Origin of the sequence: Xanthomonas sp. WHRI 6106 (assembly GCF_040202405.1) — a bacterium.
Taxonomy (GTDB): domain Bacteria; phylum Pseudomonadota; class Gammaproteobacteria; order Xanthomonadales; family Xanthomonadaceae; genus Xanthomonas; species Xanthomonas cannabis.
This window is the reverse complement of record NZ_JBEGFC010000004.1, coordinates 285,840-298,262: the sequence shown is the minus strand read 5'-3', so window position 1 is coordinate 298,262 and position 12,423 is coordinate 285,840. Positions and strand designations below refer to the sequence as shown.

At 67.3% G+C, this 12,423-nt stretch carries 11 protein-coding genes and 1 pseudogene; 8 read left to right on the top strand and 4 right to left on the bottom strand.

Going from position 1 to position 12,423, the window contains the following annotated elements; genetic code table 11:
* Positions 1–71 precede the first annotated feature (71 nt).
* From pcaH to ABQZ09_RS08870, 6 genes and pseudogenes are all read left to right on the top strand, one after another.
* Positions 72–803 carry a protocatechuate 3,4-dioxygenase subunit beta gene (gene pcaH / locus ABQZ09_RS08895; RefSeq protein ID WP_228890451.1) on the top strand — a complete coding sequence of 244 codons (732 nt, stop codon included), beginning with the start codon at positions 72–74 and terminating at the stop codon, positions 801–803.
* Between the two features lie 4 nt (positions 804–807).
* The gene (pcaG, locus tag ABQZ09_RS08890; RefSeq protein ID WP_184553390.1) at positions 808–1,371 is read left to right on the top strand and encodes a protocatechuate 3,4-dioxygenase subunit alpha; all 564 of its coding nucleotides are present in this window, start codon (positions 808–810) and stop codon (positions 1,369–1,371) included.
* Between the two features lie 288 nt (positions 1,372–1,659).
* Positions 1,660–3,012 (top strand): 3-carboxy-cis,cis-muconate cycloisomerase, encoded by a 1,353-nt coding sequence (locus tag ABQZ09_RS08885; RefSeq protein WP_349776690.1) that lies wholly within the window; start codon positions 1,660–1,662, stop codon positions 3,010–3,012.
* A 10-nt stretch (positions 3,013–3,022) separates the two neighbouring features.
* The gene (pcaD, locus tag ABQZ09_RS08880) at positions 3,023–3,805 is read left to right on the top strand and encodes a 3-oxoadipate enol-lactonase (protein ID WP_047695504.1); all 783 of its coding nucleotides are present in this window, start codon (positions 3,023–3,025) and stop codon (positions 3,803–3,805) included.
* Positions 3,806–3,827: 22 nt separating this feature from the next.
* Entirely contained in the window at positions 3,828–4,214 is a 387-nt protein-coding gene (gene pcaC, locus ABQZ09_RS08875; protein ID WP_039408723.1) for a 4-carboxymuconolactone decarboxylase, read from the top strand.
* A 52-nt stretch (positions 4,215–4,266) separates the two neighbouring features.
* Positions 4,267–4,545 (top strand): annotated as a pseudogene (locus ABQZ09_RS08870) (alpha/beta hydrolase); the annotation flags it as partial.
* Between the two features lie 100 nt (positions 4,546–4,645).
* Here ABQZ09_RS08870 and ABQZ09_RS08865 read toward each other — a convergent pair.
* Positions 4,646–5,506: an IclR family transcriptional regulator domain-containing protein gene (locus tag ABQZ09_RS08865; protein ID WP_349776689.1), complete on the bottom strand. Its 861-nt coding sequence runs from the start codon at positions 5,504–5,506 to the stop codon at positions 4,646–4,648.
* A gap of 148 nt (positions 5,507–5,654) precedes the next feature.
* On the opposite strand from ABQZ09_RS08865, the gene ABQZ09_RS08860 reads away from it, so the two are divergent.
* Together ABQZ09_RS08860 and ABQZ09_RS08855 are read left to right on the top strand one after the other, a co-directional pair.
* Complete coding sequence (locus tag ABQZ09_RS08860) at positions 5,655–6,512, top strand: PA4780 family RIO1-like protein kinase (RefSeq protein WP_349776688.1); 858 nt, start codon at positions 5,655–5,657, stop codon at positions 6,510–6,512.
* Between the two features lie 496 nt (positions 6,513–7,008).
* On the top strand, positions 7,009–7,956 hold the full coding sequence (locus ABQZ09_RS08855; protein ID WP_349776687.1) for an alpha/beta hydrolase: 948 nt from the start codon (positions 7,009–7,011) through the stop codon (positions 7,954–7,956).
* Between the two features lie 80 nt (positions 7,957–8,036).
* On the opposite strand, the gene ABQZ09_RS08850 is transcribed toward ABQZ09_RS08855, so the two are convergent.
* The 3 genes from ABQZ09_RS08850 to ABQZ09_RS08840 form a co-directional block, all read right to left on the bottom strand.
* Positions 8,037–8,747, bottom strand: coding sequence for a DUF2490 domain-containing protein (locus tag ABQZ09_RS08850; protein ID WP_228890448.1), 711 nt, complete (start codon positions 8,745–8,747; stop codon positions 8,037–8,039).
* 657 nt (positions 8,748–9,404) lie between these two features.
* On the bottom strand, positions 9,405–11,309 hold the full coding sequence (gene mnmG, locus ABQZ09_RS08845) for a tRNA uridine-5-carboxymethylaminomethyl(34) synthesis enzyme MnmG (RefSeq protein ID WP_349776686.1): 1,905 nt from the start codon (positions 11,307–11,309) through the stop codon (positions 9,405–9,407).
* 576 nt (positions 11,310–11,885) lie between these two features.
* A complete protein-coding gene (locus ABQZ09_RS08840; RefSeq protein ID WP_039408705.1) occupies positions 11,886–12,347 on the bottom strand; it encodes a hypothetical protein in 462 nt (153 codons plus the stop codon).
* Positions 12,348–12,423: the final 76 nt, after the last annotated feature.

Genomic DNA, 12,423 nt, shown 5'->3' with positions numbered 1-12,423 from the left:
AACCGACCGCGCCACCGCCGCGCACCCACACCGCTTGAACGCGCCGCACCGCGGCCGACGGAGATCTCACGATGCGCGATGCCACCCTTGAGACGTCACCCGCCGATCCGCTGCTCGGTTACCGCCGCACCCGTCCGGGCACCCAGCCGGCCTACCTGCATCCGGCCTATGCCTCCACGGCCCTGCGTGGCCCGCTGCAGGCAGCGATCGAGATTCCGGCCACGCTGTCGGAAGTCACCGGCCCGCGCATGGACCGCCTCACCCTGGGAGAGCATGCCGCCGATCTCACCGCGGGATTCGATGGCCAGCCGCTGGGCGAGCGCATCATCGTGTCCGGCCGGGTCCTGGACGAAAACGGCAAGCCGGTGCGCAACAGCGTGGTGGAAGTCTGGCAATGCAATGCCGCCGGCCGCTACCAGCACGAAGGCGATCGCCACGACGCACCGCTGGACCCCAACTTCCGCGGCACCGGCCAGGTGCTGACCGACGATCACGGCCGCTATGCGTTCAAGACCATCAAGCCGGGCGCGTATCCGTGGCGCAACCACTACAACGCCTGGCGGCCGGCACACATCCATTTTTCGTTGCATGGCGACGGCATCGGGCAGCGCCTGATCACCCAGATGTATTTTCCCGGCGACCCGCTGCTGGCGCACGACCCCATCTACAACTGCGTCGACGATGCGCAGGCACGCGAGCGCATGGTGTCCCGTTTCGACTGGGAAAACGCCATCAGCGAATATGCGCTGGCCTACCGTTTCGACATCGTGCTGCGCGGTCGCAAACAAACGGTCTGGGAGTAAGCCGATGAGCCTGCACGCCACCCCGTCGCAAACCGTGGGCCCGTACTACCGGCTCGGGCTGGAGCCGCTGTATCGCGACCAGCTTGCACCCGGGCACGTCGCCGGCACGCCCGTGCAGATCAGCGGCGGCGTCTTCGATGGCGCCGGCGTTCCAGTCGCCGACGCGGTGCTGGAGCTGTGGCAAGCCGATGCCGCCGGCATCTACGCGCATGCCGCCGATGCCCGTCATGCGGCGCACGCTCCCGGCTTCGATGGCTGGGGCCGCGTGCCCACCGATGCGCAGGGGCGTTTTGCATTCACCACCATCAAGCCGGGCGCCGTGGCCGGGCCGGATGGCCGCCAGCAGGCCGCGCACCTGACTGTGCTGGTGTTCATGCGCGGCTTGCTGCGTGGCGCCTCGACACGGTTGTACTTCGCCGACGACCCGCAGCTGGGCACTGATCCCATCCTGGCCCTGGTGCCGCCCGAACGGCGTGCCAGCCTGCTGGCCCAGCCGCGCGGCGGCGGTGCCTACGCCTGGGACATCCACATGCAGGGCGATGCGGAAACCGTGTTCTTCCGGTACTGACGCGCCCGCTGCCTGCGCGATGTCGTCGGTGCGATGGCGGGATGCCGGCGGTTCGCCGGGTGGCGCTTGCCCAGCACGGTGCCTGCGTGAACGGCATGCACGTCGTCGCTTGCGTGCACCGCCCTCGCCAGCACGCGCAGAAGCGCCCGGCGGCGCGCGCATCAACGCAGCGGCGCGCTGCATCACCGGTGTCGCTACCGGCGGCGGCGCGGCTCGCATTGCCCTAACGTCTAGTTGGCACCCCCCTGCTTCGGTGCCATGCTGCCGTCACGCCAAGAGAGGCAATGCATGAGCGCGACGTCGTTGCTGTTGGGATCTTTTTTTGGCGAGCCGGCGTGCGATGCCTTGTTCAATGATGCGGCGCGCGTGCAGGCCATGCTCCACTTCGAGTCCGCGCTTGCGCGCGCGCAGGCGCAGTGCGGTGTGATTCCTGCCGACGCGGCCGCGTCCATCGCAGCCGCCTGCGATGTGCAGCACTACGACATCGCTGCCCTGGCGCAGGCCACCGCGCTGGCGGGCAACCCCGCCATTCCATTGGTCAAGGCGTTGACCGCGCGTGTCGCCACGCAGGATGCCGCCGCCGCGCGCTGGGTGCACTGGGGCGCCACCAGCCAGGACGTCATCGATACCGGCATGGTGTTGCAACTGCGCGCCGCACTCGATCTGCTGCTGCCGCGCCTGCAGGGCCTGTGTGGCGACCTGGCTGCACTGGCTGCCCGCGAGCGCGACACCGTCCTGCCCGGGCGCACCTTGTTGCAGCAGGCGGTGCCGGTGACCTTCGGGCTCAAGGTGGCCGGCTGGCTGGATGCGCTGCAGCGCGCGCAGCAACGCCTGCAGGCATTGCAGGACGATGCGCTGGTGCTGCAGTTCGGCGGCGCCGCCGGCACCCTGGCCTCGCTGCAGCAGCGCGGGCTGGACGTGGCCCAGGCGCTGGCCGCCACGCTGGCGCTGCCACTGCCGGCCTTGCCATGGCACACCGCGCGCGACCGCATCGTCGAGGTCGGCTGCGCATTCGCCCTGCTGGCCGGCACGCTGGGCAAGATCGGTGGCGATGTGGTGCTGCTGATGCAGTCGGAAGTCGGCGAAGCCTTCGAGCCGTCTGCTGCCGGCAAGGGTGGCTCGTCGGCAATGCCGCACAAGCGCAACCCGGTCTCCAGCGTGGCAGCGGTGGCCGCCGCCACGCGCGTGCCCGGGCTGGTGGCCACCTTGTTCAGCGCGATGGCGCAGCCGCACGAGCGCGCGGCCGGGCAATGGCATGCCGAATGGGACACCGTGCCGCAGATCGTCTGCCTCACCGCCGGCAGCCTGGCGCAGATGCAGGCCTGCCTGCGCGACCTGAAGCTGGACCGCGCGCGCATGCGGGCGCATCTGGACAGCCATGGCGGCGTGCTCTACGCCGAGGCGGCGGTGTTCGCGCTGGCCCCGCAGCTGGGCAAGCCGCAGGCCCACGCGCTGGTCGAACAGGCGGTGGCGCGCGCGCAGGCGCAGCAGCGGCATCTGCGCGAGGTGCTGGGCGAGGACGTACAGGTGAGCGCGGTGCTCACGCACGCGCAACTGCAGGCGGTGTTCGATAGCGACAGCTGGCGCGGCATGTCCTCGGTCTGGATCGATCGCGTGCTGGCCGGTTCTTCTTCCCGCTGACGGTGCTCCGATGGCTTATCTCCAGTTGCCCACCCATCGCCTGCACTACCGCCTGGACGGTACCGAAGGACGCCCCTGGCTCACCTTCTGCAATTCGCTCGGCACCGACCTGCACATGTGGGACGTGCAGATCGACGCCTTCGCCCCGCACTACCGCATCCTGCGCTACGACCGCCGCGGCCACGGGTATTCGGACACGCCCGCCGGCCCGTACAGCGTGGCCGACCTGGGCCAGGACGTGCTGGCGCTGTGGGACGCGCTGGGGATCGAGCGCAGCGACTTCTGCGGCCTGTCCATCGGTGGCCTCACCGGGCAGTGGCTGGGCCTGCACGCGGCGCAGCGGCTGCGGCGGCTGGTGCTCTGCGCCACCGCGCAGAAGATCGGCAGCACCGCCACCTGGGAAACCCGCATCGAGCAGGTGCGCAGCGAGGGCCTGCCGATGCTGATCGATGCCACCTTGCAGCGCTGGTTCACGCCGGCCTTCGCCCTCAGCCATGCGCAGCGCCTGGACATGATCGCGGCCGCGTTCGTGTCCACCTCGCCGGCAGGCTACATCGCCTGTTGCCAGGCGGTGGCCGAGGCGGATTTTCGCGGCGCGCTGGACGGGCTCACCCTGCCGCTGCTGGCCCTGGCCGGCGACGACGACCCGGTTTGCCCGCCGCCGAATCTGCGCGAGATCGCCTACGCCGCGCCCGACGGTCATTACGCCCAGGTGCCCGGGCGACACATCTGCAACCTGGAATCGCCGGCTGCGTTCAATGACGCGGTGCTTGGCTTTCTTCAGGCCGATTGATCCTTCCCCAACGAGGCCCCTCATGCACGAAGACGAGCGTTACCAGGCCGGCTTGCGCGAACGCCGACGCGTCCTGGGCGATGCCCATGTCGACCGCTCGCTGGCCGCACGCACCGAGCTGACCAGCGAGTTCCAGGACCTGATCACCCGCTACGCCTGGGGCACCATCTGGACCCGCGACGGCCTGCCTGCGCATACCCGCTCGCTGATCACCCTGTCGATGATGGTCGCACTGGGCCACGACGAAGAATTCAAGCTGCACGTGCGCGCGGCGCGCAACAATGGCGTCACGCCCGAGCAGATCAAGGAAGTGCTGCTGCAGGCGGCCATCTACTGCGGCGTGCCGGCGGCCAACCACGCCTTTGCGCTGGCAACGCCGATCCTGCAGGAACAGGCTGCCGAGCGCTGAGGTGCGGCATCGCCGCCTTGCGCACACCCGCGCTGCCTGCCGATGTCAGTGCGCGCAAGCGCTGGCCGCCGACCCGGTCCGTACCGATTGGCGGGCGATGGAGCAGCTCGCGTTCCGGCCCGAGCAGGTGAGCAGCTTGCCGGTGTTGTTGCTGCGTGGCGTCGACGACCCCATCGCCACGCAGGCCGACAATGCGCATGTCTACGCGCGCCTGCGCAGCGCAGAACGCAGCTGGGTCACCTTGCCGCATGCCGATCACGTGGCGCATGTCGAAGACAGCCACGCGGCCTGGGTGGATGCGGTGGTGGGCTTCCTGCGCCGGCCGCGGTGAGCCTGCGTGGCGTGCGTGCGGGGCAGCGGTCCTGCGTGCGCACCGGCCATGTGCGACGTCACCGCGTGCAGCGCCTGCGCCGGCACACCACTGGCTGTCTTTAGCTCAGCAACGCACCCAACCGCTGCGCGGCCTGTTTCAGCGGGTCCCGCCATTGCGTCTGCATGGTCTGCAGGCTGACGCGCCCGGCCTGGGCGCCGATGTTGAGCGCGGCGATCACCTCGCCGCGCAGATTGCGCACCGGCACCGCGATCGAGCGCAGACCGATCTCCAGCTCCTGGTCGGTCAGGCACATGCCTTCGCGGTGCGCGCGCGCCAGCACCTCGAGCAGGGCCGAGGCCTGGGTCACCGTGCGATCGGTGCGCGGGCGCAGCGTGGTGCGCTCCAGGTAGGCCTGCAAGGTGTCGCCGGGCAGGGCCGCCAGCAGCACCCGCCCCATCGAGGTGCAATACGCCGGCAACCGGGTGCCCGGGCGCAGCCCGATCGACATGATGCGCACCGTTTCCGCGCGTGCCACGTACAGCAGATCGTCGCCATCCAGCACGCCCAGCGAGCAGGATTCGTGCAACTGATCGCGCAGTGCGTCCAGTACCGGCTGCGCTGCGGCGGTCATCGACGACGAGGCCGCATACGCACCGCCGATCCCCAGCACGCGTGGCAACAGGACGTAGCCACGGCCCTGCTCGCCGACATAGCCCAGCCTGGCCAGCGTGTGCAGCACACGCCGCACCGCCGCGCGCGAGATGCCGGTCTCCAGGCTGATCTGCGACATGGTCACTTCGCGCGCGTGCTGGGCGAACACGCTCAGCACCACCAGCCCGCGCCCCAGCGAGGTCATGAAGTCCGGGTCGCCCTGGGCAGCGGCGATCTGCTGCATCAACTCGTGCGGCAGACCGCGCTCGCTACCGGCCGCGGCCACGGCGGCGGGGCGTTTGCGGCGGCTGGTGGCAGGCTCGGGCATTGGGTCGCGTACGTGACAGGTCCTGTGCATGGTAAGCGCTTGCGCCAATGCATGCCCTCGGTCGCAGTGTGCGCGCCGGCATGTAAGCGCTTCACCCTGCTTGCCGCATAATCGGTGCTGACTTGTTTCGGATCGGTCCCCTTCGTCCATGAAAACCCCCACGGGCCTGCAGCCGCTGATCGACGACGGTGTCATCGACGAAGTGTTGCGGCCACTGAAGAGCGGCAAGGAAGCATCCGTCTACGTGGTCAGCGCCGGCGACGACATCCTGTGCGCCAAGGTCTATAAGGACATGGCCCAGCGCAGCTTTCAGGCACGCGTGCAATACCAGGAGGGCCGCAAGGTGCGCGGCAGCCGTCAGGCACGCGCGATGGGCAAGGCCACCAAGTTCGGCCGCAAGGAAGCCGAGACCGCCTGGAAGAACACCGAAGCCGATGCGCTCTACCAGCTGGTGGATGCCGGCGTGCACGTGCCCAAGCCGCGCGGTTACTTCCACGGCGTGCTGCTGATGGACCTGGTCACCGACGACGCCGGCCACAGCGCACCACGCCTGGGCGAAGTGGAGCTGGAGCCGGAACAGGCGCGCGCCTTCCATGCCAGCCTGATCGGCGATGTGGTCAAGATGCTGTCGCTGGGCCTGGTGCATGGCGATCTGTCCGAATACAACGTGCTGGTCTCGCCCGACGGCCCGGTGGTGATCGATTTCCCGCAGGTGGTCAGCGCCGCAGGCAACAACGCTGCGCGCGACATGCTGCTGCGCGACGTGCACAACTTGCGCGATTGCCTGGGCCGCTTTGCGCCGGAGTTGCTGGACACGCACTACGGCGAAGAGATGTGGGCGCTGTTCGAGAAGGGCGAGTTGCGCCCGGACAGCGTGCTCACCGGCCGCTTCAAGTTCGACACCAAGCGCGCCGACGTGCGCGCCATCCGCGCCTCGATCGAAGACGCACGCCAGGAAAACCTGATCCGCCAGCAAGGCCGCGAAGCCGCTGCCGAAGACGACTGAGCACACTGCTCAGGCGTCTGAGCATCCTGCATCTTGGGCGGTAGGCGGCCTTCCCGGATCGGGCAGGGTGGTGCCCAACTGCAGCTGTCTGTACGCGTCGCACCCGCGCCGCAGCGCGTTTGGCCAATCCGGTGGATCTGCAAGTACCGCCGACGCGGGCGTTTGGCGCACCGCTGCAGACCTCACCCGCAGCGCACCGTTGCCGTCACTGCCGCTGTATCAGTGCCAGCAACGCATCGGTGTTGGGCGCATGGCCGCCATGCCGAACAGATTCTGTCCGGCCCCGGATTCGCAGACGTCGCGTGCATCGCGCAGGGGCGCGATGCGATGCAGCAAACACCGTCATGCGAGCCGCCAGGCCGCGGTGAGAGCCCTCGTAAACAGTGGCGTTGGCGGGCGCCCGGACTGCTCCGCATGCTTGGTTATGCAAATGAATGGTGATGGCTCATAACAATCTGGCAAGCTCCGCACATCGTCCGCGCGTGATGGAGTCGCCATGTCCTTCGATCCAGATGTCGTCCGCCTGTTTGCACAGTTGCAGCAGAGCGGCGCGCCGCCGATGGAGGCGCTGCCGTTGCCGGAGGCGCGCGCCATGATGCGCGGCATGAGCGCGCAGCTCGGCTTTCCGGTGCTGCCGATGCAGGTACGCGACCTGCGCGCCGCCACTGCCGCCGGCGACGTGCCGCTGCGCCTGTACCGGCCGCCCGGCCTGAGCGACGATCCGGCGCCGACCTGTCTGTTCGTGCACGGGGGTGGCGGGGTGGTGGGCGATCTGGAGTCGCACGACGATGTGTGCCGGCAGTTGGCGGCGCGTGCGGGTTGCCAGGTGCTGGCGGTGGATTACCGCCTCGCCCCGGAACACCCGGCTCCGGCGGGCGTGGAAGATGTCATCGCCACCTTGCACTGGTTGGCGGCGCATCCGCAGCAGGTGGGTGCGGATGTGCGGCGGCTGGCGGTGGCCGGCGACAGCATGGGCGGCGCCATGGCCGCCGTCGTGGCACTGGTCGCACGCGATGCCGGCATTGCCCTGCGCTGCCAGTTGCTGCTCTACCCGCTGACCGATGCGCGCGAAGGCAGAGCAGAGCATGCCTCGCGCGCGACCAATGCCGACATTCCGCCATTGACTCGCGAGGCGGTGCGATTCTTCAACCAGCACCTCTTCAAGGATCCGGCAGTCATGCACGACTGGCGGATTTCGCCATTGCTGGCACCTGAGGTGGCAGGCGTTGCACCGGCGCTGATCGTGCTGGCCGAGCTGGACATCCTGCATGACGAGGGCGCGCGCTATGCCGACCGCCTGCGTGCGGCCGGCGTGGAGGTCACGGTCCATCGCTTCCCCGGCATGATCCACGGCTTCATCACCATGGGTGGCGTCATCCAGGCGGCCGAGACCACTGTGGAGCTCTGTGCCCAGACGCTGCGCAGACAGCTGTTGCCGGAGTAAACGCGGCTGATGAGACACCTGCGCTTGCCGGCATGCGCAGCGCGCACGTGGGTAAGCGCTGCTGCATCGGCCGCGACGTGTCAGAAGTTGAAACGGAAGGTCGTCATCAGCACGTGGTTCTCGCGGTCCACTGCCGATGTGTTGACGAACTGGTTCAGATAGCCCACGTCCACGTTGGCGATGGCGTTGAATTTCCAATTGATGCCAACGAATACACGGTTCTGGTCGATGCCGCGCCGCGCACCCCATTGCGTCTGATCGAGGTTGACGAACAACTCGTTGAACAGCACCCAGGACAGCTGCGGACTGAAGCCGCTCGGGCGCGTGGCGCGGATCATCTGCCGCACGCGGTAGCCCTCATCGCTGAAGTCTTCGCGATGGCGCTGTTCCAGACGGGTGCGGCTGGTAATGGTGATGTCGGCAATCGGGTCGAACTGATATTGAAATTGCCCCCACCAACGATTTTCGCGATTGGACGGCTGGCCTGCCGGGTGGCTGATGATGGTGTCGTACCCCATCCAGACGCTGGCCTTGGGATTGAGCCGATAAAACACGGCCGGGCGCAGGATCAACTGGTCGAACTGCTCGCCTTCCTCGCGCCAGCGCGGATGGACATCCATGCTCCAGTACAGGTTTTCAACCGGTAACTTGCCCTGCGCGTAGATACTCAGCCAATACCGGCCGTCTTCTTCCGTATTGGCGTGGGCCGAACTAACCGTGGCCACCATCAGCAGCAGCACAGGGCAGGCGATACGAAACGTCGCTGTGATTAACGTGCCAAATGCGTTCATTTAGTTAAAATGTGTCGTCGTTGGCAAATCATAGCAATATCTTTTCTGTTTCCATGGACCGTCTGGTCGGCTGATACCCCCGTGTTTCGCCTGCTTCTTCGTTATTCGGGATAGTCCATCGCATTGCCAGCTATGACACCGGTATGCCGGTCTGTGGACTGCCGTCGGCGCGCGGAGACAAGGGTCGTTTTATGCCTCGATCCGTGTTCGATGCTGCGTGACGGCCGCCAATCCGTAGATGACGGCGGTCGTGCAACACATTGCAGTAGATAAAACCAATCGCGTGGCGATGTGACGCGTCAGGCGTCCCATCAATGTCTCCGCAGCGACCACACGATGATGCGTAAGCCCGTTGCTCAGGCATGCCGAGGCGTGGGTGATTGCTGCGCGGATGGCTGCCGCGGACTGGTTGATGTGCATGCGCGCGGGTACGACACCCGGCAGCCGGCTCCACACCCATCAGGTGCGGAAGAAGCATGGCAAACGCAGCATTTGTTCGCCTGCCGCACAGGTCACGCAGGGGGGCTGCCCACCATCCGTTCCCCAGGCATCACGCCCTCCGCTCGTGGCGGATCTTCACTGCCGTTCTGCACCCCGCACGTTTTGCCCGGGAACTCCAGCAATCGCTGCCACTGTCACCGCGATCGCCCGGGCCGATCACGCCACCTGGCTGCGCCGCTCACGCTCCAGATGCACCAGCAGCAGCGAGATGGCCGCCGGCGTCATGCCCGGGATGCGTTGCGCCTGGCCAATGTGTTGCGGGCGCACGCGCTCGAGTTTCTGCTGCACTTCGATCGACAGCCCGCGCACGCCGGCATAGTCGAAACCTTCCGGAATGGGCGTGTTCTCCTGGCGTTGCTGGCGCGCGATGTCGTCGCGCTGGCGGTCCAGGTAGCCGGCGTACTTGACGCTGATTTCCACCTGTTCGGCGACCTGCGCATCGTTCACGCCCGGCCCCAGTGCAGGCACGCGCATCAGGCTGGCGTAGTTGAGTTCCGGGCGCTTGATCAGATCCAGCACATTGGTTTCGCGGCTCAGCGACACACCCAGCGTCTGCGTCACCTCGCGCCCCAGGGCATTGCCCGGAGTGGCCCACAGCGCGGACAGCCGCGCGCTCTCGCGCTGCACGGCGTCCTGCTTGGCCGAAAAGCGCGCCCAGCGCGCGTCATTCACCAGCCCCATGCTGCGGCCGACGCCGGTCAGGCGCGCATCGGCATTGTCTTCGCGCAGCTGCAACCGGTATTCGGCGCGGCTGGTGAACATGCGATACGGCTCGGTGGTGCCGTGGGTGATCAGATCGTCCACCAGCACACCCAGGTAAGCCTCGTCGCGGCGCGGCGACCACGCCGGCAGGCCATGCACGTGGCGCGCGGCATTGAGCCCGGCCAGCAGGCCTTGCGCGGCCGCCTCTTCGTAGCCGGTGGTGCCGTTGATCTGCCCGGCGAAGAACAGCCCGCCCACCGCCTTGGTTTCCAGCGAGGCCTTGAGCCCGCGCGGGTCGAAGAAGTCGTACTCGATGGCGTAGCCGGGGCGGGTGATGTGCGCGTTCGCAAAACCGTGGATCGAGCGCACCAGCGCCAGCTGCACATCGAATGGCAGCGAGGTGGAAATGCCGTTGGGATAGATCTCGGTCACCTCCAGGCCTTCGGGCTCGACGAAGATCTGGTGGCTGGTCTTCTCGGCGAAGCGCACCACCTTGTCTTCGATCGACGGGCAGTAACGCGGGCCGATGCCCTCGATCTGCCCCGAGTACAGCGGCGAGCGATGCAATGCGCTGCGGATGATGTCGTGGGTCTGCTCGGTGGTCTGGGTGATCCAGCAGCTGACCTGACGCGGATGGTCGCTGAGCTGGCCCATGAATGACATCACCGGCAGCGGGTCGTCGCCGGGTTGTTCGGCCATCACACCGTAATCGAGCGTGCGCCCGTCGATACGCGGCGGGGTCCCGGTCTTGAGGCGGTCAATCGCGAACGGGCGCTCGCGCAGCCGTGCGGCCAGGGTGGTCGCCGGTGGGTCGCCCATGCGCCCGGCCGCGTGTTGGGTTTCGCCGACATGGATCTTGCCGGCCAAGAACGTGCCGGCGGTCAGCACCACCGACGGCGCCTCGAAGCGCAGCCCGGTCTGGGTGATGACCCCGCGCACGCTGTCGGCCTCGCTTGCGCCGTTGTGGATGATCAGATCGTCCACCGCCGCCTGGAACACGGTCAGGTTGGGCTGCGCTTCGACCATGCGGCGGATCGCGTTGCGATACAGGTTGCGGTCGGCCTGGCAGCGGGTGGCGCGCACCGCCGGCCCCTTGGAGGCATTGAGCGTGCGCCACTGGATGCCGGCCAGATCGGCCGCGTGCGCCATGGCCCCGCCCAGTGCATCGATCTCCTTGACCAGATGGCCCTTGCCGATCCCGCCGATGGCCGGGTTGCAGCTCATCGCGCCCACGGTTTCGATGTTGTGGGTCAGCAGCAAGGTGCGCGCACCGGTACGCGCGGAGGCCAGCGCGGCCTCGGTGCCGGCATGGCCGCCGCCGATCACGATGACGTCGTAGCGATAGAAAGAGTCGGACATGGGCGTGGAGACCAGGAGCAGAAGGAAGTTGGCGGCTGCGAAAGTATCGGCTGAAGGGCGAGCAAGGTCACTTGCCGGGCAAAATGTGACGTAAATCACATTATCGGATACTGACCCTCAAGTTGGCATGTTTTGTGCGGATATCCCTACCGCACCCGTCGCGGCATTGCGACATGGGCGCAAAGGCTGGAATTGGAACAGGGGCCAGCCGCGCGTGCGACGGGGTAGCGTAAGGGTCGGTAGTCGGGGGACTGCCGACCCTTATTTTTTCTGCGTCAGTGGGCTGCTGACAGAGGATCCAGGCCTGCAGCGTCATCTCGCGCCGCCAAGCCAGCGCCAAAAACATAAAGCCCCGGCATGCCGGGGCTTTATGCATTGCAGGCGCCGATATCCGACAGGACCGGAACAGGGGGGATCCAGATTTCCCTGTCGGACATCGACATAAGTCGGTCAGTGGGCCGGGCCGGGTCAGAAGATGACGTGGCAGGTCACACAGAGCACCTAGCTTGCGACCAAGTGCCGGCTGAACGCAAGCCCCCAATGTTGCCATTTGTGGGGCCTGTCGCAGTCAGCTTGTTACGGAATCTGCTCGCGCGTGTTCCGTGGCGCGGTCTGCCGCTGGATTTCGCGGATCACGCGCGGCGGTGCGCCAATGCGGGCCGGGGGCCGTGACGGCGGAGCGCCGGTTGCCGGCGGGCGATTGGGTCGCTGCGGGCGCGGCCCGTTCGGACGGGGACCGTTGTTGAACGAACCATTGGGACGCGGCGGACGGTACTGCGGGCGACGATCATTGGGGCGGTAGTAATACCCGCCGCCACGATAGACCGGGTAGACCGGGTAGTCGTACAGCCCGATACCGCCCGCGCCATACGGCACGCCATAAGGACCGCCGTAGTAGGGCGAATATCCCGGCGGATAGCGATACTGCACGGCGGGCGCGCCACGGTAGTAGCCGCCTGACCCGCCTCCGGTGTAGTCGTAGGTCGCACAGCCGCCCAGGGCCAGGAGCCCGGCGGCGAAGATCAGACGGAATTTCATGGATGGTGCCCTCCTGCAACCATGATGGCACTTTCGAGCCGATGCATTGAATCGGTCCTTAACTGTGCCGCAATGT

Excerpts from the sequence above, each read along its gene's own strand:
- pcaH (WP_228890451.1), top strand. The coding sequence starts at position 72 with ATGCGCGATGCCACCCTTGAGACGTCACCCGCCGATCCGCTGCTCGGT.
- pcaG (WP_184553390.1), top strand. The coding sequence starts at position 808 with ATGAGCCTGCACGCCACCCCGTCGCAAACCGTGGGCCCGTACTACCGG.
- ABQZ09_RS08885 (WP_349776690.1), top strand. The coding sequence starts at position 1,660 with ATGAGCGCGACGTCGTTGCTGTTGGGATCTTTTTTTGGCGAGCCGGCG.
- pcaD (WP_047695504.1), top strand. The coding sequence starts at position 3,023 with ATGGCTTATCTCCAGTTGCCCACCCATCGCCTGCACTACCGCCTGGAC.
- pcaC (WP_039408723.1), top strand. The coding sequence starts at position 3,828 with ATGCACGAAGACGAGCGTTACCAGGCCGGCTTGCGCGAACGCCGACGC.
- ABQZ09_RS08865 (WP_349776689.1), bottom strand. The coding sequence starts at position 5,506 with ATGCCCGAGCCTGCCACCAGCCGCCGCAAACGCCCCGCCGCCGTGGCC.
- ABQZ09_RS08860 (WP_349776688.1), top strand. The coding sequence starts at position 5,655 with ATGAAAACCCCCACGGGCCTGCAGCCGCTGATCGACGACGGTGTCATC.
- ABQZ09_RS08855 (WP_349776687.1), top strand. The coding sequence starts at position 7,009 with ATGTCCTTCGATCCAGATGTCGTCCGCCTGTTTGCACAGTTGCAGCAG.
- ABQZ09_RS08850 (WP_228890448.1), bottom strand. The coding sequence starts at position 8,747 with ATGAACGCATTTGGCACGTTAATCACAGCGACGTTTCGTATCGCCTGC.
- mnmG (WP_349776686.1), bottom strand. The coding sequence starts at position 11,309 with ATGTCCGACTCTTTCTATCGCTACGACGTCATCGTGATCGGCGGCGGC.
- ABQZ09_RS08840 (WP_039408705.1), bottom strand. The coding sequence starts at position 12,347 with ATGAAATTCCGTCTGATCTTCGCCGCCGGGCTCCTGGCCCTGGGCGGC.